This is a genomic window from Chryseobacterium sp. HNCC26DJ241, assembly GCF_057180505.1.
Genome location: NZ_JBXUGL010000041.1, coordinates 1 through 21,235, shown reverse-complemented (window position 1 = coordinate 21,235; position 21,235 = coordinate 1). Strand labels below are relative to the sequence as shown.

The 21,235-nt window shown below is 32.8% G+C and carries 23 protein-coding genes; 14 read left to right on the top strand and 9 right to left on the bottom strand.

What is annotated here, in order from left to right; all coding sequences use genetic code 11:
* The first annotated feature begins 435 nt into the window (after positions 1–435).
* Positions 436–1,950 (top strand): GH3 auxin-responsive promoter family protein, encoded by a 1,515-nt coding sequence (locus AC2A1C_RS14460; RefSeq protein ID WP_484026578.1) that lies wholly within the window; start codon positions 436–438, stop codon positions 1,948–1,950.
* 54 nt (positions 1,951–2,004) lie between these two features.
* Here AC2A1C_RS14460 and AC2A1C_RS14455 read toward each other — a convergent pair whose 3' ends face one another.
* The 5 genes from AC2A1C_RS14455 to AC2A1C_RS14435 form a co-directional block, all read right to left on the bottom strand.
* Positions 2,005–2,370, bottom strand: a complete 366-nt coding sequence (locus AC2A1C_RS14455; RefSeq protein ID WP_484026576.1) for a hypothetical protein — start codon at positions 2,368–2,370, stop codon at positions 2,005–2,007.
* A gap of 4 nt (positions 2,371–2,374) precedes the next feature.
* A complete protein-coding gene (locus tag AC2A1C_RS14450; protein WP_484026575.1) occupies positions 2,375–3,139 on the bottom strand; it encodes an endonuclease/exonuclease/phosphatase family protein in 765 nt (254 codons plus the stop codon).
* A 215-nt stretch (positions 3,140–3,354) separates the two neighbouring features.
* Positions 3,355–4,113, bottom strand: a complete 759-nt coding sequence (locus AC2A1C_RS14445) for a rhomboid family intramembrane serine protease (protein WP_484026574.1) — start codon at positions 4,111–4,113, stop codon at positions 3,355–3,357.
* Between the two features lie 4 nt (positions 4,114–4,117).
* Positions 4,118–5,890, bottom strand: a complete 1,773-nt coding sequence (mutL, locus tag AC2A1C_RS14440; protein WP_484026573.1) for a DNA mismatch repair endonuclease MutL — start codon at positions 5,888–5,890, stop codon at positions 4,118–4,120.
* Between the two features lie 72 nt (positions 5,891–5,962).
* On the bottom strand, positions 5,963–6,679 hold the full coding sequence (locus AC2A1C_RS14435) for a class I SAM-dependent methyltransferase (protein WP_484026572.1): 717 nt from the start codon (positions 6,677–6,679) through the stop codon (positions 5,963–5,965).
* A 95-nt stretch (positions 6,680–6,774) separates the two neighbouring features.
* On the opposite strand from AC2A1C_RS14435, the gene AC2A1C_RS14430 reads away from it, so the two are divergent.
* The 3 genes from AC2A1C_RS14430 to menD all read left to right on the top strand — a co-directional run bounded on the left by AC2A1C_RS14430 (position 6,775) and on the right by menD (position 9,840).
* A complete protein-coding gene (locus AC2A1C_RS14430; protein ID WP_484026570.1) occupies positions 6,775–6,969 on the top strand; it encodes a hypothetical protein in 195 nt (64 codons plus the stop codon).
* A 118-nt stretch (positions 6,970–7,087) separates the two neighbouring features.
* A complete protein-coding gene (locus AC2A1C_RS14425) occupies positions 7,088–8,131 on the top strand; it encodes a PA0069 family radical SAM protein (RefSeq protein WP_484026569.1) in 1,044 nt (347 codons plus the stop codon).
* A 38-nt stretch (positions 8,132–8,169) separates the two neighbouring features.
* Complete coding sequence (menD, locus tag AC2A1C_RS14420) at positions 8,170–9,840, top strand: 2-succinyl-5-enolpyruvyl-6-hydroxy-3-cyclohexene-1-carboxylic-acid synthase (RefSeq protein ID WP_484026568.1); 1,671 nt, start codon at positions 8,170–8,172, stop codon at positions 9,838–9,840.
* A gap of 3 nt (positions 9,841–9,843) precedes the next feature.
* Here menD and AC2A1C_RS14415 read toward each other — a convergent pair whose 3' ends face one another.
* Both AC2A1C_RS14415 and AC2A1C_RS14410 read right to left on the bottom strand, forming a co-directional pair.
* Positions 9,844–10,470, bottom strand: coding sequence for an aminotransferase class IV (locus AC2A1C_RS14415; protein ID WP_484026567.1), 627 nt, complete (start codon positions 10,468–10,470; stop codon positions 9,844–9,846).
* Positions 10,454–11,431 carry an aminodeoxychorismate synthase component I gene (locus tag AC2A1C_RS14410; RefSeq protein WP_484026565.1) on the bottom strand — a complete coding sequence of 326 codons (978 nt, stop codon included), beginning with the start codon at positions 11,429–11,431 and terminating at the stop codon, positions 10,454–10,456. The genes AC2A1C_RS14415 and AC2A1C_RS14410 overlap by 17 nt, the downstream gene beginning before the upstream one ends.
* A gap of 138 nt (positions 11,432–11,569) precedes the next feature.
* Here AC2A1C_RS14410 and AC2A1C_RS14405 point away from each other — a divergent pair, with 138 nt between their 5' ends.
* The 5 genes from AC2A1C_RS14405 to AC2A1C_RS14385 all read left to right on the top strand — a co-directional run bounded on the left by AC2A1C_RS14405 (position 11,570) and on the right by AC2A1C_RS14385 (position 15,615).
* A complete protein-coding gene (locus AC2A1C_RS14405) occupies positions 11,570–12,289 on the top strand; it encodes a hypothetical protein (protein WP_484026564.1) in 720 nt (239 codons plus the stop codon).
* Between the two features lie 59 nt (positions 12,290–12,348).
* Complete coding sequence (locus AC2A1C_RS14400) at positions 12,349–13,080, top strand: beta-carotene 15,15'-monooxygenase (RefSeq protein WP_484026562.1); 732 nt, start codon at positions 12,349–12,351, stop codon at positions 13,078–13,080.
* An 81-nt stretch (positions 13,081–13,161) separates the two neighbouring features.
* The gene (locus tag AC2A1C_RS14395; RefSeq protein ID WP_484026561.1) at positions 13,162–14,238 is read left to right on the top strand and encodes an AI-2E family transporter; all 1,077 of its coding nucleotides are present in this window, start codon (positions 13,162–13,164) and stop codon (positions 14,236–14,238) included.
* 2 nt (positions 14,239–14,240) lie between these two features.
* Entirely contained in the window at positions 14,241–14,468 is a 228-nt protein-coding gene (locus AC2A1C_RS14390) for a DUF3820 family protein (RefSeq protein WP_484026559.1), read from the top strand.
* Positions 14,469–14,523: 55 nt separating this feature from the next.
* Positions 14,524–15,615 (top strand): acyltransferase family protein, encoded by a 1,092-nt coding sequence (locus tag AC2A1C_RS14385; protein WP_484026558.1) that lies wholly within the window; start codon positions 14,524–14,526, stop codon positions 15,613–15,615.
* Positions 15,616–15,653: 38 nt separating this feature from the next.
* On the opposite strand, the gene AC2A1C_RS14380 is transcribed toward AC2A1C_RS14385, so the two are convergent.
* Positions 15,654–15,878, bottom strand: a complete 225-nt coding sequence (locus tag AC2A1C_RS14380) for a hypothetical protein (RefSeq protein WP_484026557.1) — start codon at positions 15,876–15,878, stop codon at positions 15,654–15,656.
* A gap of 139 nt (positions 15,879–16,017) precedes the next feature.
* Between AC2A1C_RS14380 and AC2A1C_RS14375 the strand changes: the two genes are divergently transcribed.
* From AC2A1C_RS14375 to AC2A1C_RS14355, 5 genes are all read left to right on the top strand, one after another.
* Positions 16,018–16,596 carry a MiaE family protein gene (locus tag AC2A1C_RS14375; protein ID WP_484026556.1) on the top strand — a complete coding sequence of 193 codons (579 nt, stop codon included), beginning with the start codon at positions 16,018–16,020 and terminating at the stop codon, positions 16,594–16,596.
* Positions 16,597–17,214, top strand: a complete 618-nt coding sequence (locus AC2A1C_RS14370) for a DUF502 domain-containing protein (protein WP_484026555.1) — start codon at positions 16,597–16,599, stop codon at positions 17,212–17,214.
* 157 nt (positions 17,215–17,371) lie between these two features.
* Positions 17,372–18,241, top strand: coding sequence for a DsbA family protein (locus AC2A1C_RS14365; RefSeq protein WP_484026554.1), 870 nt, complete (start codon positions 17,372–17,374; stop codon positions 18,239–18,241).
* Between the two features lies 1 nt (position 18,242).
* Entirely contained in the window at positions 18,243–19,340 is a 1,098-nt protein-coding gene (locus tag AC2A1C_RS14360; RefSeq protein ID WP_484026553.1) for an FAD-dependent monooxygenase, read from the top strand.
* Complete coding sequence (locus AC2A1C_RS14355) at positions 19,340–20,500, top strand: pyridoxal phosphate-dependent aminotransferase (RefSeq protein WP_484026552.1); 1,161 nt, start codon at positions 19,340–19,342, stop codon at positions 20,498–20,500. Before AC2A1C_RS14360 ends, AC2A1C_RS14355 begins: the two co-directional genes overlap by 1 nt.
* A 13-nt stretch (positions 20,501–20,513) precedes the next feature.
* Here the strand turns inward: AC2A1C_RS14355 and AC2A1C_RS14350 are convergent.
* Positions 20,514–21,235 (bottom strand): PQQ-dependent sugar dehydrogenase (locus AC2A1C_RS14350; RefSeq protein ID WP_484026551.1); only part of this gene is annotated, 722 nt, incomplete at its 5' end.

The following is a 21,235-nucleotide window of genomic DNA, read 5'->3' as shown; positions in this document are numbered from 1 at the left end:
GTAAGAGCTCAAAAATTTTTCAGAATAACTTTTTAACTTACACAGTTAGTGAGACACTACCCTAAAAAATATGGATAATTTTTTAGCAATTTTCATAGCTCTTTTTCCATTTCTTAATTTTTTTTTCCTATCCCCATTTACATTATTCTTGAAAAGACAAAAGCTCAGACAGAAATAAAATAAGAAGTGAGATGAAACAATAAAAACAATTAATATAACTTGGGATTCAATCAAAGCAAGCCGCTAACTTTATTACCAAAAAAGTTCCTGAATTTTTTACCTAAATCAATACTTTTCAGTGATTCCTGATCATCCACTTTCCCGATGGTAAAGATAAAATGATATTGAATATTTAAAAGTTAATACCCTTCAATTTTTTGAAAGGTTTTTGTGGTAAATTTTGTACATTCTAATTTATCATTATCTTTGTTTCTCATGGCAACCAAAGCACTTTTTAATACAGTGGTCAATTGGTTTATCCGGCAAAGGATAGATCAGATTCAGAATTTTATGGATCATCCTTTGGAGACCCAAAAAGGGATTCTTTTTTCTCAATTATTTCACGCTGAAGAAACAGAATATGGTAGGAAGAATGGATTCAGTTCCATTTCCACGTATGAAGATTTCAAAAACAAAGTTCCAATCGTTACGTATGAAGATTTTGAACCATATATTGAAAGAGCAAGACAAGGAGAAAAAGATGTTTTTTGGCCGGGACAAATCCGAAATTTTGCAAAATCTTCGGGAACTACCAATGCAAAAAGCAAATTTATCCCAATTACAGAAGAAAGTCTTGAATTTTGTCATTTGAAAGCAGGAAAAGATATGGTTTCCATTTATGCAAACAACCATCCGGAAAACCAGCTTTTTTTAAATAAAAATCTGAGATTGGGAGGAAGTTCAGAATTGTATGAAAATTTCAATACAAAATTCGGAGATCTTTCTGCGATTTTGATAGACAATCTTCCGTTTTGGGTAGAAATCACAACTACCCCAAGCAAAAAAGTTTCCTTAATGTCAGAATGGGAAAGTAAATTGAAAGCAATCATTTCCGAAGTAAAAAATGAAGATGTAGGAAGTTTAATTGGAGTTCCGAGTTGGATGATGGTTTTGTTGCAAAGAGTCTTAAAAGAAACCGGAAAAGAAAATATTTCCGAGTTGTGGCCGAATCTTGAAGTCTTTTTTCATGGGGGAATTAGTTTCAAACCGTATAAAGATCAGTACAGAGAATTAATCGGAAAAGACATTAACTATTACGAAATTTATAATGCTTCCGAAGGCTTTTTCGGAATTCAGGATAGAAGCGGTAGTGATGAAATGCTTCTCATGCTGGATTACGGCATTTTTTATGAATTTATTCCAATGGAAGATTTTGGATCTTCTAATCCGAAAGTTGTAAATCTGGAAGAAGTAGAACTCGGGAAAAACTACGCAATGGTAATTACTACAAATGGCGGACTTTGGCGCTATTTGATAGGAGATACCGTAATTTTCACATCTTTGAATCCGTTCAGAATAAAAATTTCAGGAAGAACAAAACATTATATTAATGCTTTTGGTGAGGAATTGATGATCAATAATGTAGAAGTTGCTTTGGAAACTGCGTGCAAAAAGACAAACGCTTCTATTTCAGAATATACAGGCGCTCCTGTTTTTATGAAAAATGGAGAAAGCGGTGCTCATGAATGGATAATAGAGTTTTCTAAAATTCCTGAAAATTTTGAGAATTTCAGGGAGACCTTTGATACTCAGCTGAAATCTGTAAATTCTGATTACGAAGCCAAGCGTTATAATGATATGACGCTTAGAAAACCCATTATCCATATTGCAAAACCCAATCTTTTTTATAGTTGGATGGAAAAAAGAGGAAAATTAGGTGGACAAAATAAAGTTCCGAGACTTTCCAATTCAAGAGAGTTTATTGATCCATTATTAGAAATGAATCAATAAAATTTATATTTTAAACCTTTGATTTTTTAGAATTTTATAATCTATGCCTGTTTTCTATGGAGTAGAAGGATGAGCATTTTCTTGTGACCCTTTTTCAGGTGTAGAATTTGTTTTTTCTTTCTCCTTCTCTTTTTCTATTGCATCTTTGGCTGCTTTTTCCAATTTTTCCTGTTCTTCTTTTTTCTTGCGTTCCTCTTCTTGTTGCAGTAAAACTTGTTTTATAGAATCACGGTATTTTTGGGAGGACATTCTTATTCTCTCAGCAACATCTACAGAAATTGCCCCATCAGAAAAAGAATCTATTGCAGTTGTATCGTATTTAGGTTCAATAAAATTATGTTCATCAGCAATATTATTTTCTTTTTTGGAACAAGAAAATAAAATCAGAATAACGAAGAAAATTGAGAATTTTGTTTTCATAATTTTAAGGAATTTCAAATTCTGCAATTACAGGAAAATGATCGGACAAATTTACGGAATGATCTACTTTATATGAAACAGGTTTTATAGATTTTGAACAAAATATATAATCAATACGTAAAGGAAATGGAGTGTCATGGAAGCTAGTTCCAATTCCTTGTCCGGCTTTTGCAAACGCATCTTCTAAATGTTTGGAAATTGTATAATATTCATAGGAATTGGGAACAGCATTGAAATCTCCAGCCAAAATCACAGGATATGGAGATTCCAGAATTGCTTTTTCTACAGCTTTTATCTGCATTTCGTGAATTTTAAAATTATTCAACATTCTTTCAAAATAAAATGAGATTTTATTTTTGTTCTCAGCTTTTACAAAAAGAAAAGTTTCCAAATGTACATTGATTAAACGGATGGTTTTTCCATTAATTTTCACATCTGAATAAAGAGATTCTCCCCAAAAATCATTAGTGTCCACAATAGCATCCTGACGTTCAATATTCATTTTAGTGAAGGTCTGAATAAGAAAACACTTAGCATTATGCTTCAGGTCTTTCAATTTTAAATTTTCGCTTTTATAAAATCTTGATTCCTGAAAAAAAACAATATCAGGATCTTCACGATTAATATAATCTTTCAAATCTTGTTCTCCATAAGCTCCGGAATTTGCATTTAAAGAAATGATTTTTAGAGTTTTATTGGGTTTATCTTTAGAAAAAGAAAAATTGATCCATCTTTTTGAAGGCAGAATAAAGAGCAATGATAATCCCAAAAATATCCAGACGATTTTATTTCTAGTAATAATCCAATAAAAACATAATCCAAAATGAAATAGAATCAGTATCGGAAAAGTCAAAGAAAAAAAATTAAACCAAGAAACCGATGAAGGACTTACGTATTTATTGAGAAAAATTCCAAATAGTAATAGTACTACTATTGCATGAATAACGAATATAAAAGGCTTAAATTTCTTCAAAAAAGTAAATTTTAATTAATCCTGTATCTATTATTTTTCCAATTTCTGGCAAGCAAAAATCCTATAATTGCACCACCGATATGGGCGAGATGTGCAACTCCTCCCATTTGTCCGCTGAATTGTAAGTATAAAGAAATGACAATAATGATAGGTAGCAAATATTTTGCTTTTATCGGATATGGAATAAACATGAACATCAATCTTGCGTCTGGAAATAATGTGGCAAATGCAGCTACAACTCCAAAAATAGCTCCAGAAGCTCCAAGCATTGGAGATTTTAGAGAGATGAATAAATTTTTAGCCATCTCTTGTGTTTCCGGAGTTTTTCCTGGATTTGTAATCTCCCCTACATAATTAAAATCTGCTTTATGAAAAATTTCAGCAACATTTACACCTTGTGAAGCCAATGCATCAGTAAGCTGATGAACTTCATAAAAATTCCAGAGATTAAAAAGAAAAAACGCACCCAATCCGCTTGCAAAATAAAGAATAGCAAATTTTTTAGAACCTAAAACCTCTTCCAAAATTGGCCCGAAACTCCACAAAGTCATCATGTTAAAAAGAATATGCATAAATCCTATTCCTTGTCCGAAAGGAGCATGCATGAACATGTGGGTTACTACTTGCCAAGATTTAAAATTGGGAGAAAAAGGATAGTAAGCAGAAAGCAATCTGTACAATTGTTCACTATTTATGAAATTGGTAATCAAATATATAATTCCGCAAAGAATAATAATGTTTTTGGTGACAGGTGTAAGTTTTGGAAACATTTTTTTAAAATTTATTTTTAAATTCTTCTAATGGAATTTCATAAAAACAACGTTTTCCATCGGGTAAAAATTCTGGGAAACCAAGATTGGTAAAATCTCGGATCACTTGTTCTGCATCCGTTTTATAAATAAAATCAAAACGTGATTTACTTTGCATTTTATTCCATTGGTTATTATAAAATTTCAGAAATTCTTCTTCTGTTTTGTATTCCAGAATTTCAAACAGATTTTCCAGAAATTTCATTACTTTGGTTTCTTTCAAACCTTCCGGTACGGCTTCAATACGCAACACATTTTCATGGGCAACGCTCATCTCAAAACCTAATTCCGGTAGATATTTTTTTATGGAACGATATTTATTTTTTTCAATTTCGTTCATGTGATATTCCAATGAAAAAAGCAAAGGATGGCTTTTATTGCTTTTTTTAACAGATTTGCCATTTTCTGAGACAATCAAGCGATGCATTCTTCCTAAATCCAACATCAATGTTTTATCCCCTTTGTTAAAAATCCAATATCCATTAGGAAGGCGCATTAGATCTTCATCAAAATCTTCATCTTCAAATAAATTGATTTTTGAAGGTGCCGCGGAAATATTCTGATGGTACATTTCTGCAAGATTTTGAATTTCGGCATGCTTTACTCCTGATTCTTCCTTGAAAGGATTAAAGGTTCGGTCTACCGTAATTTCCGGCATTTTGATATTTTGTGCAGAAGGAGTCGGTTTAGAACCCTGAAAAAAACTATCCATAATCGGATCTCTTTCAAAATCCAGACTTGGAGCAACGTTATAGATTCCGATAGATTTTTTTATCGTGGAACGAAGAAGTGCAAAAATAAGATGCTCGTCTTCAAATTTCACTTCCGTTTTTTGAGGATGAATATTGACATCTATTTTCTCCGGATCTGTTTCCAGAAAAAGAAAAAAAGTAGGCAAATATCCGGGAAGAAGCAAACCATCAAATGCTTCCTGAACTGCTTTGTTGAGATATGCACTCTTGAAGAATCTTCCGTTTACGAAAAGAAACTGTTCTCCACGAACTTTTTTTGCTGTTTCAGGCTTTCCTATAAATCCGGTTACATTGATCCAACCCAAATCTTCCTTTATCGGAATCATGTGTGGCTGGAGTTTTCTTCCGAAAATTTCTATAATTCGCTGAAGCTGGCTTCCTTTGCGTAATCTGAAAATGGGTTCATCATTGTGAAATAGATCAAACTCAATATGTTCATGAGCAAGAGCAACTCTTTGAAATTCGTCAATAATATGACGAAACTCTACATTGTTATTCTTCAGGAATTTTCTTCGTGCCGGAACATTGTAAAATAAATTCTTTACCAAAAAATTAGAACCTTCTGAAGTTTGGATGGGCTCCTGAAACTGAAAATTTCCACCTTCGATATAAATATTGGTTCCTGTGGAAGAATTCTGTTGTTTTGTCCGTAGTTCCACTTGCGCCACTGCAGCAATAGATGCTAAAGCCTCTCCACGAAAACCTTTTGTAGAAATTTTAAAAATATCTTCAGTAGTGCGTATTTTAGAAGTTGCGTGTCTTTCAAACGCCATTCTTGCATCGGTTTCGGACATTCCGATTCCGTTATCTACTACCTGAATCAGATTTTTTCCGGCATCACGTACAATAAGTTCTACTTTGGTAGCTTTGGCATCAATGGCATTTTCCAGAAGTTCTTTTACAATGGATGCAGGTCTCTGAACCACTTCGCCTGCAGCAATTTGGTTCGCAACATGATCCGGTAAAAGCTGAATGATATCTGCCATGTATAAAAATTCAACACAAAAATAAGGAAAGATTTGTGAAGGCGTTTACAATTTGTGTAACGAAATTAATAATTACTGATATTTCAGCTTGTCAATTTCTTTTGATATTTTTCCTTTTACTTTTTCGGGAAGAGTTCTTTTATCAGAAAGATGTTTGAGTTCAAATTTTCTTTTTTTCCGTATAATCATAAAGTGATAATCTTCTTCTTCCCAGATTCCGTATTTTTCAAAAAAAACAATTTCAAGATTTTCTTTTTCAAGATGTTGCATTAGTGGAAAAAGCTCTACCGGCTGATCGATCACTTGTAGTTTTTCAGGATGATGAAGATGTCCGTACTCTATATATTGTGGATTAGGAATATTGATGGTAATCAGCGTTTTTTCGGAAATAATATCAGCCAGATTTTTAAAAAGTTTTCCGTGCTCTTCCAACGGAATATGCTCAATAACATCCATTAATGTTACAAAATCGAAATCAGAATTTTTAGGTTTGTAATGTACTACATCTGCGACATCAAAATGGATATTTTTTTTAATAATATGTTTCTTTGCATTTTCGATGCTTTTGGCGCTCAAATCTACTGCTTCTATTTTCCCTTTTCTCACTTTTTTAGAAAGAAGTCGGGTAAAGATCCCTACTCCACAACCGAGTTCCAGAACATTAGAATTTTCGTTTAGTCCTGATTTTATTAATCTTTTGTAAAGAGAGATCAGCCTTTCATTAGCTCCGGTTTTGATCTGTCTTTCCGAAAAATCGTCATAAAATGCTGAAACTTCTTTATTTCCCATGGTGTAAAAATAATAAATTTTAACAAAAATTTAATGGTGTGAAGTCTTTTTAAGGAATAGATTTTGTATATTTAGGAAAAGCAAATTATGAGTTTATGAAAAAAGAAACAGGAATACTTTTAGCAAGTACCGCAGGCTTTCTTACGGTAATAGGAATTATCAGTCTAAGAAAATTTTTGAAAAATAAACAAAAAAAATATGAAGATTACTATTCTGATTTTCACCGACACTTTGAAAAAAGATACAGACCGGAAGATCATCATGGTGTAGAATTCCTTTCCCTGCTTTAGTTTAAATTTTTTAAATGATATACAAAATCCGGTTTTCCAAAAATCGGATTTTTTTGTGGAAAACTCCCGTCTTAAAACTCATTATTTTCAAAATTCTCAAATGTAATTTTACATCAAAATGGAAGAGAAAAATTTTATAAAAGGACAAGGTGCACAACGAAATGTCATCAATCGTTTCGATCGTTATACGTTTGAACAGGAAGATGAAGATTTTGAAATTTCAAAAACCGATTTTATAGAAATTTTTCCAAAAACTATTGTAAATGAGGTAAAAAGCCCGGATCTGAGAATGGAATATTCTATGAATCCGTATCAAGGTTGCGAACACGGATGTTCTTATTGCTATGCAAGACCCACTCATGAATATTGGGGATATTCCGCCGGAATAGATTTTGAAAGAAAAGTTCTTTTCAAAAAAAATGCACCGGAACTTCTGGAAAAATTTTTTAAAAAACGAGGCTACATTGCCAGAAGCATCATGCTTTCCGGAAATACAGATTGCTATCAACCTGCTGAACGACAGCTGGAAATTACCAGAAAACTCTTAAAGGTTTGTCTGGATTATCGACATCCTGTCGGAATTATCACAAAAAACGCATTGGTTTTAAGAGATTTGGATATTTTGAAACCATTGGCCGAACAAAATCTGGTTTGTGTTTCTTTAAGCATTCCTACTATTAAAGAAGATCTGCGAAGAAAAATGGAACCGAGAACAAGTTCTGTAAAAAACAAACTGAAAACCATTGAAATATTATCCGAAAATAAAATTCCTGTAAATGTAATGGTAGCTCCTGTTATTCCTGCATTAACAAGTGATGAAACGTTGAATATTCTGAAAACAGTTTCCGAAGCGGGAGCTTTAAGTTTTGGTTACACTCTTGTTCGGCTGAATGACACCGTTGAACCTGTTTTTGTAAAATGGATCGAGACACATTTTCCGGACAGAGCGCAGAAAGTTTTGAATCTTATTCGTTCCATGAGAGGCGGAAAACTTGGAGATAAAAGATATTTTGAACGCCACAAAGGAGAAGGCAATATTGCGGAAATGATTCATAAAACGTTTGAACTCGGAAGAAGAAAATATTTTTCCGGAAAGGAATTTCCAAAACTTTCAACAGAAAACTTCACCGGAAGCAGAGATCAGCAATTGCGATTGTTTTAAATTTCATTTAGAATGTTTAAAATGATATTTTTGCATTTATGAAAAAATTTTCTTCCAAAAGAAGCATTCAGATTTTAGCGCATCTTCTTAAAGAATACGGAATTTCGGATATTGTAATTTCTCCCGGATCACGAAACGCACCACTTTCCATTCATTTTGCAGAAATGGATAACTTCAACTGTTACAGTATTGTAGATGAAAGAAGTGCCGCTTATGTTGGACTTGGAATGGCACAAAGTTCTAAAAAACCAGTAGCGATTACTTGTACTAGTGGTTCTGCAGCCGCTAATTATTATCCTGCTATTACGGAAGCTTTTTATCAAAATATTCCACTTTTGGTTTTGACGGCAGATCGTCCATCAGATTATGTGGATATTTTTGACGGACAAACCATTCGCCAAAAAAATCTTTACCAGCAACATTCTTATGGAGATTTTGAACTTTTGGAAGACAGTAAGGAAAATGCTGATGATTATAATTGGGAAACTGTAAAAAAAGCAATAGAACTTTGTTTCGAAAAACAAGGTCCTGTTCATATTAATATTCCTTTGGAAGAGCCTCTTTATCATTTGGTTGAGGAACTTCCCTTTTTTCCTGATGTAGAAAAAACCATTCAGAAGAAAAATTATGAAATTCCATCAACGCTTATTGCAGAATGGAATACTTCTAAGAGGATTCTCATCCTTGTCGGAACCCGAGATTTTACAGCAGAATTAGAATCTCAATTTTCACAATTGGTTAAAAATCATAGCGTTGTAATTTTAACGGAAGCGAATTCTAATTTGCATCACGATAAATTTTTCAAACATATTGACCGATATATTTTCAATTTTTCGGAGGAAGATTACAAAACGTATGCTCCTGATTTGCTAGTTACAGTTGGGCAAAATGTGGTTTCAAAAAAAGTGAAACAATTTTTACGAAAAGCAAAACCCAAAAATCATTGGCATATTGATGAGTTCTGGCAACCGGACACTTATTTTTCCCTCACTCAAAAAATAGAAACCAGACCGGAAATTTTCTTTAATAAATTATTGAATTTCATAAAATTAGAGCCACAAACGTATTTTAATTTATGGGACGTTTTACGTGACAATAAAGATGCTAAACATATAGAATATTGCCAGAAAACCGGATTTTCGGATTTTAGTTTTTTCAAGATTTTTTCAGAAAATGTTCCGGAAAATTATGCCATCCATTTTTCTAACTCTTCTGCAATTCGATATGCGCAATTATTTGATTTTAAGAAAAATAACATCTATTGCAATCGTGGAACAAGCGGAATTGAAGGGAGCACTTCCACAGCAATGGGTTTTGCCATCAAAAATTCCAAACCTACTGTTTTGGTAACAGGTGATATCAGTTTTTTTTATGACATCAACGGACTTTGGAACCGATACATTCCTCCGTTTACCAGAATTATCATTTTTAATAATGAAGAAGGAAATATTTTCAAAATTATTCCGGGACCGGGAAATGCCAATCAGGATGTTTTAGACGAATTTATTACCACCAAACATCGCAGAAATACCGAATTGGCAGCTAAAATGTTTGGTTTCAGCTATACAAAAGTTGAAGATGAGGTAACGCTTGAGCGTGTTCTCGAGAATTTCTTTAAACCTGATTTACAACCTAAAATATTGGAAGTAAATACTTCAGAAATAGAAAATGCAGATATACTTAAAGGATATTTTGAATATTTGAAATAGAAATTAAATTTCCAAATAATCAGAACTTTCCGGAAGATTGGTAATTCTTTCAATCGGATATACGAACATATCATCGAAGTCATTCAGTGCATTAATGATCTGAAAATGAGAAAATTCCCTCAAATTCTGCAAAGTAATTTCCGTTTCCTTTATTTTTTTTGTTTTCAGAAGATGTTGTCTTTGGACACCGTTCAAAAGATAAGTAGTAGGTGTAAACCATTCTTTTCCCTTTAAAAACAAAAGGTTGGAATAAGAAGTATCGGTAATATGATTATTCTTAACAATGATGATTTCTTCGGTTTTTGCCTTAGTTTTCATCCTTTCAAATTCTTTTCGGTCTTCAAACTTAAAAGAATAATCGTAGGTATTATTTTCAACCAATTGAAAATCATCTATTTCCGGAACTGCATAAGGAATAAGCTGTGTTCTGAAATTTTTATTCAGATCATAGATAATTTTCAGCTTGAAAAGTCCGTCTTCATCCACTTCCAGATTTTTAAAAATTTTCTGCAGATCAATAGAACCTTCTTTTCCGAAGTGAGAAAAAGTTTCGTTTACACGTTTCTGATGAAGATCCAAAAGGAAAACTTCCTGATCTTCCACTTTTATGCTTTCAATGAACTGGGACATAGATTTTGTTTTTCATTTCCTGATATTCGTCTTCCAATTTGCTGAGGTGTGTAATTCCGCCGCCACTTTTAAAATACAGTTCTTCATTTTCCTTTTCTATAAAACGGATCATTACACAACTGTCGAGATTTTCACCATCAAACCAACCGCAAACTCCTGTATAATAATTTCTTGCATAATTTTCGGCTTTCAAAATAATCTCTAACGTTTTCGGTTTCGGAGCTCCCAAAATAGAACCTGCCGGAAGAAGTGTTTGCATGATGCTTCCGATTTTCCCCTGAAATTCTTTCTTCAATTTTCCTGAAATTTCCGAGCTCATTGCAAAAAGATTTTTTTGTTTCGTTTTGATAAAATCAATCCGCTGAAATTCATCCAATTGTACCTCATCTGCAACCATACTCAGATCATTTCGCAATAGATCGACTACTGTATAGTGTTCTGCTTTCTCTTTTACATCATTTTTCAGTTTTTCGGCTGCATTTTCTATGGAAGCATCAATAGTTCCTTTCATTGGATGTGTAAAAATCTGATTTTCTTTGATTTCCACAAATGTTTCCGGTGAAAAAAACACAAATTTATTCGGGTATAAAAATTTATATTTTGCATGTGCAATATAGAAAATTTCTTCCAGACTAAGATTGGTTTCTATTCTTGTTTTTCGGGTAAAATTTACAAGATAAGAATTTCCGATTTTCAAATTTTCCTGAACAAAATCAAATCCTTTTTTATATTCATTTTTAGTTTCAGGGTACGATTTCAAAACAATTTTATTAGAAATCGTGTACTCCGAATTGAATCGTTTAAAATTTTGAAAATCAATTAATAAACCTGATTTTTCAATTTCATTTTTTGTAAATACTTCTATATTTTCTTTAAAAAAATCTATGATGAAGAAAAAAGGAACTTTCTGCTGGGAAAGCTCATCCATTTTCCGGAATTTTTCATCTTGATTGATTTTCATTTTGCAAAAGTATATTTTGAACACAAAGCAAACAAAGTTTTTTTTATTAATCTGAATCCTTGAGTTCTTTTCGGTCATAAATTAATTAAAAAACAGAAATAAGATTGAATACTTTATTTTTGCAAAAATATTTTGAAAATGCAAAACCATTATCCACAAAAAAAGGGGATTGATTTTATATTGAAGCAGGCTTTCTGGTATTGGAACAAAACTCTGATTTATCAGGTGGTTTTCAGCTTATTGTATCTTACCATTATGTTTTTGGTAGCCAGCTATTTTATAAATAAAAATGATATCCTGAACCAATATATTGCTATTTATCAAAAATATCCCAACGATGTGAAAGCCTCTCAAAAAGAACTTTCAATACTTGCAGGAAAACCAGAATTTCAAAGATTTTTTTGGATCATTTTCGGAACAAATATTTTTCTTTATCCTTTGAATCTGGGACTTTTTAAAATTTTCAGAAAACTTGATCTAAAAGAAGAACCTGTAATTGCGGATCTTTTTGCAGGATATAGCGGCATCAATTTTTTTATTTATGTAAGTTTTTATCTGTTTTGGTTTATCATTTATATGTATGCTTTTCCGACAGTTATTCTTGCTATAGTGTGGATTTTCATTACTCTTTTTTCCGCCCCACTGATGTTTTTTGCCAACAAAAGAATTTTTGAAACCATCCAGCTTTCCATTAAAGGATTGCGTCTTTATTTTATAGAAACCGTTGTCTGTATGTTTGTTGCCGTACTTTTCAAATATATCGGAATCTTTACTTTTTTCGGTATGTTCTTTACTTTTCCGTTTGTAAACGCAATGATTTATTCGCTTTACAAGGTGATTTTTGCAGAAAAGCAATAAAATGTGAAAGTATTTTCAATATTTTGATTTAAATTTGGGAAACATTAAAAAAATACATTATGGCTGATTTTAATGAATTTGACCAGCAAGGCTCGGTTCCGGAAAGAGAAACGGGGAGCATCATTTCCCATGCTTTTGAAATGTATAAAGGCATTTTCCTTTATAGCATTGTAGCAGCAATTATTTACCACTTAATATCGTATGTAACACAAATCATCAGTGGTTTCAATTCCCAATTTTTTATAGAAGAAATAAAAGACTGGAAAGATTTTTCGGATGTTGATTTGTGGGGAGTTCCCGGATTTGTAACATACTCTGGTCTATCCATTGCTTTGGGAGTAGTTACGGCTCCTTTATACGTTGGTCTTATCTATATGGCGAACAAATTCAACAATAAGGATTCTATAGAATTTTCGGATCTTTTTATTGGCTATCGTCAAAATTTAGGAAATATAATGCTGTATGCACTTTTGACAAATATCATATTAGGAATAGCTTTTTCGTTATGCTTTCTGCCTGTTATTTTTGTCTTCCCATTAGTATTTTTAGGATATCCGATTTTGCTTTTTGAAAATGCTTCTGCAATAGATGCCTTGTCAAAATCCTTCAATATTGCTAAGGAAAATTATGGTACTTTCTTGGGAGTTTCTTTTTTGGGAGCATTATTAAGCCTTATTGGAGCATTGGCTTGCTGTATTGGTATTATAGCTACCTACTTTTTTGTTTCGGCAGCGATGTATTCTGCGTATGTAGCATTTTTGGGAAAACCAAGAGCATTAATCAGTAATTAAATTATGAAAATAAATATTTTTGAATTTACAAGCAATTGCCACAAGCAGTTGCTTTTTTAATTATTTTTGAAAAAAAAATCTATGTCTAATAAAAATGCCATTCCTGATATAAAAATTAAACAGTTCTTCCTGATTCTCATTATTGTAGGACTGATTTTTCTGATGGTTTTTAATTTAAGGATGTTTATACCTTCTTTGTTAGGAGCTATTACTTTGTATACTATTTCCAGAAAGTACAACCTCTATCTTCAGGAGCATAAAAAATGGAAATCCTGGCTTTCAGCAACTGTGATCATGGTTGCAACTTTAATTGTGCTTATACTTCCTATTTACTTTATTGGGGATATGCTAATTGAGAAATTGGGAAATGCGAATACTTATATGCATAAGTTCAATATTTTTTTGGAAAAAATACATGATTATGTGATTAAAAAAACAGGCTTTGATATCCTTAGCAAAGAAAACCTGAACAGTTTGAAATCCAGTGTTGCCAAATTATCAAGTACATTGCTGAGCAGTACGTTTAATACCGTTACTGTTGTTGCTTCAATGTATTTTATTCTCTATTTCATGCTGGAAAAGCCAAGACTTTTTGAAAGACTAATGAAAGGAGCAGCTCCATTAAAGAAATCGAATATCAACCTTATAGGTGAAAAAATCAGAAAAATGGTAATTGCCAATGCAATAGGAATTCCTGTGGTTGCTTTTGGACAAGGTATCGTTGGTTTGATAGGCTATTTTATTTTTGGTGCACCAAGTCCGGTTTTGCTTTTTGCACTTACAGCATTAGCTTCTATGATTCCAATTGTAGGTGCTGCTATTGTATATGTTCCGGTATGTATTTATATGATTGCGGAAGGAAATATGGGACAAGGTTTGGGGTTAGCTTTATTTTGTTTGATAGCAGTAGGTTTAACCGACAATTTATTGAGATTCACATTGTTAAAAAAATTAGAAAACATCCATCCTCTCAATACGGTTTTCGGAATTATTATAGGCATGAATATTTTTGGATTTATGGGGCTGATTTTTGGACCTATTCTGGTATCCATCACCGTTTTGCTGGTTCAGGTATACAGAGATGAATTTTCAGATGATGATACTCCGGAACTTCAGATTCCTGATAATGACAATGATGAAGTGAATATAACAGTATAGTTTTGGAAGATTTAAGTCCCGAAATATTAAACGAAATCTGCAAAGTGAAAATGCCCTTCGGAAAATATGAAGGAAAAATTCTGGCGGATCTGCCCATTTCTTATCTTGAATGGTTTATCCGAAATGGTGGCTTCCCAAAAGGAAAACTCGGAATGCAGCTTTCAACCGTTTATGAGATCAAACTAAATGGATTAGAATTTCTTTTAGCACCCATTCGGAAAAATAATTAAGGTTTCGGTCTATTTATTAAATAATTATATTTGGATACAGTAATCCCGAAAAAATATGAAAAGAGACCTTTACATTGATTTTGCCAAAGGTTTGGCAACACTTTCCATCATTTTTATTCATACTGCTTTTTGGAGTGGGCAATTTTACATTCCTACCGAGATCAGGGTTTTATCATTGGTTTTTGACGTGCCTCTTTTCTATGCTTTGAGCGGTATTACTTCCGGAAATAATATCGAAAAAACGTTTTACCGTCTTTTGAAATTACAGATTACCTACATGATTTTTGTAACCTTACTGTTTTTTCTGGATTATTTTTTCAAAGTTTTGGGTTTGACTTTTTTTGGACTGGAAAGTATGCAGAATTTTTATTCTACTTTCGGGTCTAAATATGTACCCGCAAATATTTCTTCCGATCCTCAATGGCAAAATCTCGGAAACTGGTATATTCATTCCTATACCAATGCTGATACTTTCCCTGTAGTTATGGGAAGTTTTTGGTATCTTAAAGTGTATTTTATTCTGACGGTTTTCGGAGTTTTAATTTTGAAATTTTTCCCGAAACACATCAACTGGTTTATCGGTTTATGCTTTGGTTTAACACTGATTTTCAATTTATTTCCTCAATATTATCCAAGTGGACAAGTGGGATATGTTGCCTTTTATTTAGGATTATTTTTATTGGCTCATATGGTTAAAGGAAAGAAAATTTCTACAAAATGGGTTTTTGCCTTGTATGGAATATTTTTCCTGATCCTCATTTTTCTTTATTGGAATTCCGGAATGGAGCTTTTTCTAAAAATGAACAAAGCAAAATTCCCTCCGAAATTATTCTATATTTTTTGGTCTTGTTTTTCGCTCATTACATTGTTTTCATTATACAACAGATTGAAAATAAGCAAAGAAAATTTTATAACGTATGTTGGGAAAAACGCCATTTTCTTTTACTTTGGACAAGGTATAAGTTCTTCTCTTGTATACTTCATTGTAGTTGCTTTGCAAGAAAAAACAGAATGGTGGTTTCTGATGATATTGATTTACATCATTAATATTGCACTTGCAACCATCATTGCAGGATTATTGAAAAAAGTAGATGAAAGAGGTTGGAAAATCCTTGAATTTCTACGAAAAAAAACTGCTTCATTATAAAAAATGAAACAGTTCAAAGAATATATATAGAATAGTGGTTACTTTCTCCCTCGGGAAAGCACTATGATTACGAGAAGTAAAATAACAATCCCAATAACAATATATAAAGGATCTGCATACCATTCCTCAGTAGTGGTAGTTTTCTTTGTATTTACGGTATTGCTTTTTAAAGAATCCTGTGCAAAACTGAAAATCCCTGAAAACAATACCATACAAAGTACAGTAACTTTTATTGCCAATCGAGTAATTGCAAAATTTTTCATAGCATTTTTCTTTAAAGTGTTTCAATTTTTTTGCCATTTAATCATAATAAACCGAATTTTGTAATATTTTGAATAAATTATGAAATTGTTCACCAAAAGTTTTTTAAAATATTTTTAATTTTACAACAAATTGAAAAATATGTTCAAACTAAAACTTCCAACTGATCCAAGATGGGCAAATATAGCTGAAGGAAATCTGGAAGAAATTCTTACCGATCACGCTTGGTGCGAGCAAAAAGCGGCTACCAATGCTATCACGTTGATCACAATGCTTCCGGAATATACAGAAATGGTGACAGAACTTTTAGCAATTGCTCAGGAAGAATTAGACCATTTCAACCAAGTACATGAAATTATAAAAAAGCGAGGCTATATTTTGGGAAGAGCCCGAAAAGATGATTATGTGAATGATTTGGTAAAATTTGTGGTTCAGGGAAGCAGAGAAGATCTCATTGTAGATAAAATGCTTTTTGCTGCAATGATAGAAGCCAGAAGTTGTGAACGCTTCAAAGTTCTCACAGAAAACATTAAAGACGAAGAACTGAAAACCTTCTACAAAGAATTAATGATATCCGAAGCCAATCATTATACCACATTCATTGGATTTGCAAGACAACTTGGAGATCCTGAAAAAGTAAACAAACGATGGGAAGAATGGCTGGAATATGAAGCAAAAATTATTCAATCTTACGGAAAAAAAGAAACCATCCACGGATAAATGAAAAAATCTGATCTCGAAAATTATCTGAATACTTTCCTGAAATCTTTTCTTCAGGGACTGGCTATTATTGGTCCGGTTGGACTGACTGTTTTTGTGATCTGGTACATTATTTCGTCCATAGACAACCTTATTCCTTCGATTGCAAAGGAAATTCCCGGTTTGGTTTTTATTTCCGCAATTTTGCTTACGGCTTTGCTGGGTTTTCTGGGAAATAAATTTGTTTTCGGAAAATTTATTTTTGAACAAATGGATCTTCTCTTGGAAAAAACTCCCGGAGTGAAGCATATCTACACGCCAACAAAGGATGTAATGTCTTCATTTGTTGGAGATAAGAAAAAATTTAACGATCCTGTTTGGGTAAAAACCAATGAAAATCCTGAAATTTGGAGAATTGGATTTTTGACTCAAAAAGAAATGTCTGCCGTTGAAAAGCATAATTATGTAGCTGTATATCTTCCGCATTCTTATGCAATTTCGGGTTGGGTAATTATTACCGAAGAAAAAAACATAAAGCCTGTCGTTGGTATGACGGCGGCTTCTGCCATGAAATTTGCTGTAAGTGGTGGAGTTGCAGGTTTTCATTCTGATGAAAACATCTTTAAAGCTCCAGAATGATTTTTTTAAAAAAAATTATTTTTATTCTTATTTTAAATTATTAAATTTATATTTAAGATAAAATTTTCTTTTTTTAAATTTATATTCTGAACTATTTACACCTATCATGGATAAAAATCCTCCTTTAAAATGCAATCTTGAAAAAGGCATGTGCGAAATGGCTGAAAACCTAAAACAAGAAATTATTACAAACCCAACAGAAAAATATTATTCTGAAAAACTCTGCATTATATATTTTACAGATCCCATTTGCTCTACATGTTGGGGAATTGAAGGTCAATTACGAAAACTGAAATTGGAATATGAAGACCTGATTAATGTGGAATACAAAATGGGTGGTCTTTTGCCGAGCTGGGATATTTACAATTCCGGAGGAATAAGCAAGCCGAGCGATGTAGCATCTCATTGGGAAGAAGTGAGCCAGCATTATAAAATGCCTATTGATGGAGATGTTTGGTTTGAAGATCCTCTCAATTCTTCCTTTCCGCCTTCTATTGCTTTTAAGGCAGCTCAGCTTCAGGACAAGAATAAAGCGGTTCAATTTCTTAGAATACTTAAAGAAATGGTTTTTCTTGACAAAGTCAATATTACTAAATATGAACATCTGGAAAAAGCAGCAACTCTGGTAAATCTGAATATCGAACAATGGAAAAACGATTACAATTCAACAGCTCAAACAGAATTCAAAAAAGATTTGGATTTGAGACAGCAAATGGGTGTAAGAGGCTTTCCGACATTGATCTTTATGGAAGGCGATGAAGTATTAGATGTCATTTACGGATTCAGACCTTACGAAGATTTTGAAGAAAAAATCAAAAAAATAAAACCTGAAGCGAAGAAAAAGAAATACAATACCGAATGGGAAAAATTGTTTTCTATATATCCGTCGCTCACTACTCAGGAATTTGCATTGCTTACTAATACATCTTTTGAAGAGTCTCAGGAATTTTTACATCAACTCGAACATAAAAAACAATTATCACGAAAGAAAATAAAAAATGGAGATCTTTGGCGATTAAATCATTAGAATGGATAGAAAAGCAAACAAAATAGCAATTATAGGAGCGGGAGTTTCGGGTTTAAGTATGGCAAATTATTTAGAGAAAAATAATTTTGACTACCATATTTACGAAAGAAGAAAGAAAGATGATTTAAAAGGTCACGGTTTTATATTACCAAAAGAAGGGATCGAATATCTGTCGCATATTATAGATATGGATTCTCTTTTCAGTGAGGGAAATTTTTTAAAAAACTACATCCATTATTCTCATCTTGGTGAGGTTCTTTCTGAAAAAAAATTGGATGATGTTTTTGTAATTTCAAGAAGATCATTATTGGAAGTATTAAGCAAAAATATTCCAGCTCACAAAATATCATACGAAACCACTCTTGATTTTTGTGATATACAAAATGGGAAAGCTGTTATAAAATATAATAACGACTCATTTTTAGATGCAGATGTTATAATTGCCTCCGATGGCTCCAGAAGTAGAATCCGGAGAAAATTATTTGAAGATGAAATCATGAAGCCTGTCCGTGAAAATGAAGTAGTAAATATTATTGAAAATGAAGAAATTGCTCGTGAAATTGAAAACAATTTTTTGAAATTTCACCATGAAGATGGAGGATTAACATTCGGTATTCTAAAACTTTCTTCCACCAAAATATTGTGGTACAGCCAATTTGATATTGAAAAGTTTGATATCACAGAAAACTATGCACCAGATAGCATTAGACAATTCGTATCGGATAATTTTGGAAATTGGCATCCATTAGTTTCAAACATCATCCGAAAATCAAATTATGAAAATGCTCATGTTTGGCGCGTTTATGAATTGGAAAACTTAAATCATTTTTATCAGGATAATATCGTTTTTATTGGAGATTCTGCTCATCCATTGATCCCCTTTACAAGTCAAGGAGTAACTTCTGCGCTTAAAGACTCTCATGTTTTAACACAATTATTACTAGAAAAAGCCAATATTCAGGAAGCCTTCAGAGTTTATGAAAAAGAAAGAAAACCTGAAATCGAAATTCACATCCAAAACGGAAGAAGCCTATTGAATCAATTTTTATTACCTCTTGACCAACAAGCGGAAAATGTTTTACCAATTTCCTACAAATAATGTTTACCAATAAACATATTGATTTTGCTGCACTTAAAAAAAAGGCATATAATGGAAGATGGGCAGTTTTGGAAGACGGGGTCATTCCATTGACAGCGGCAGATCCTGATTTTAGGATTGCTCCCGAAATTGAGCAGGGAATAATAGAATACATAAAAGACGGCTATCTAAGTTATGGACCTTTTTCTGGGATTTTGGAATTTAAAAAAAGCGTTGCAGAACATTTCAATACAGAAAAGAAGGGTGACTATAAACCGGAAAATGTTTTAGCAATCAATAGTGCTGCACAAGGAATGTTTCTGATTGCCAAATATGTCCTTAATCCGGGAGATGAAGCTATTATTTTTGATCCTGTAGATTTTCTTTTCAAAAAAACGGCAGAATCAGTAGGTGGAGTGGTAAAATTGTGTCCTATAGATATCAAAACAGGAGCTATTGATTTTGAAAAATTAGAATCTCTGATTTCTTCAAAAACCAAGTTAATTGGTATATGCAATCCTCATAATCCTATCGGAAAAATATATTCTAAAGAAGTATTGAAAAAAATTTCTGATATTGCAGCTGCCCATAATTTGTGGGTAATGAGTGACGAAATCTGGAGCGATATTATTTATGATAATGCAGAATTCAACACCTATTCTTCTGTTTCTGAATATGCTAAAAATAAGAGTTTCACAGTTTATGGATTTTCCAAATCATTTGGAATTGCGGGTTTAAGAATAGGAGCCGTTTTATGTAATGATTCCGAAGTTTTGGTAGATTTTACGGAAAAATCCAATTTCAACTCAACGATAGAAGGGGTTTCTACACTGTCTCAAATTGCTGCAAGTGTGGCAATTGATAAAGCTAAATCTTGGTTTAAAAAATTCTTGAATCACTTGCAAAATAACAGGAATCTTGCTTTTGATATTCTCAATAAATCCAAAATATTGAGTCCAAATTTTCCTGAAGCCACTTTTGTAATGTTTCCCAAAGTTGAAAATGGGCTGTCTGCTGAAACTTTTGCAGAACACGTCTTGCAAAAAGGAAAAGTAGCGGTTGTTCCCGGCTCGGAAAGATGGTTCGGAAAAGGAGCAGAAGGACACATCCGAATCTGTTTTTCTACTTCGGAAGAAATTTTGACCGAAGGTTTGCATAGAATAATAAACAGCTTCAAATAAAACCCTCCAAATTTTATTTTTTGGAAATTCTGTAAAGTTTTCCACTGTCTGTAATCGCATAAAGATTGCCATCACTTCCGTCCAAAACATCCCGGAATCTTTGATTTTCTTTTTCCAGAAGGCGCTCTTCTCCTACTACTCTATTATTTTTAATAACAATTCTGTCGATATGTTGCCCACTTAAACACGCAATGAAAAGATTGTTTTTCCACTCTTCGATAGTTCCGGTATAAAATGTAATTCCACTTGGAGAAATAACAGGATCCCAATAATAAACAGGTTGTTCTGTTCCCTTTTTTTGGGTAATTCCGGCTCCTACTTTTTCTCCGGAATATTCAACTCCATAGGTAACATCGCCCCAACCATAATTTTTTCCGGCTTCAATTAAATTAATTTCATCACCTCCTCTTGGTCCGAATTCAGCTTCCCAAAGTTGTCCGCTCGTATCCAAAGCCAAACCTTGCGGATTTCTATGTCCGTAACTATAAATTTCCGGTTTATATCCTGATTTTCCCATAAATGGATTTCCGGGAGCAGGTTTTCCGTCTTTTGTAATTTTTAAAATTTTCCCAAGATAATTGTCAGTTTTCTGAGCTAAAACTCGGGTTTCTTTATCCGAACGTTCACCAGTACTTACAAAAAGATTCTCGTCTTTATCAAAAACCAATCGGCTTCCATAATGCAATTTTCCATCATAATCAGGAGTTGCTCGGAAAATCACTTGTGGGTTTTCAA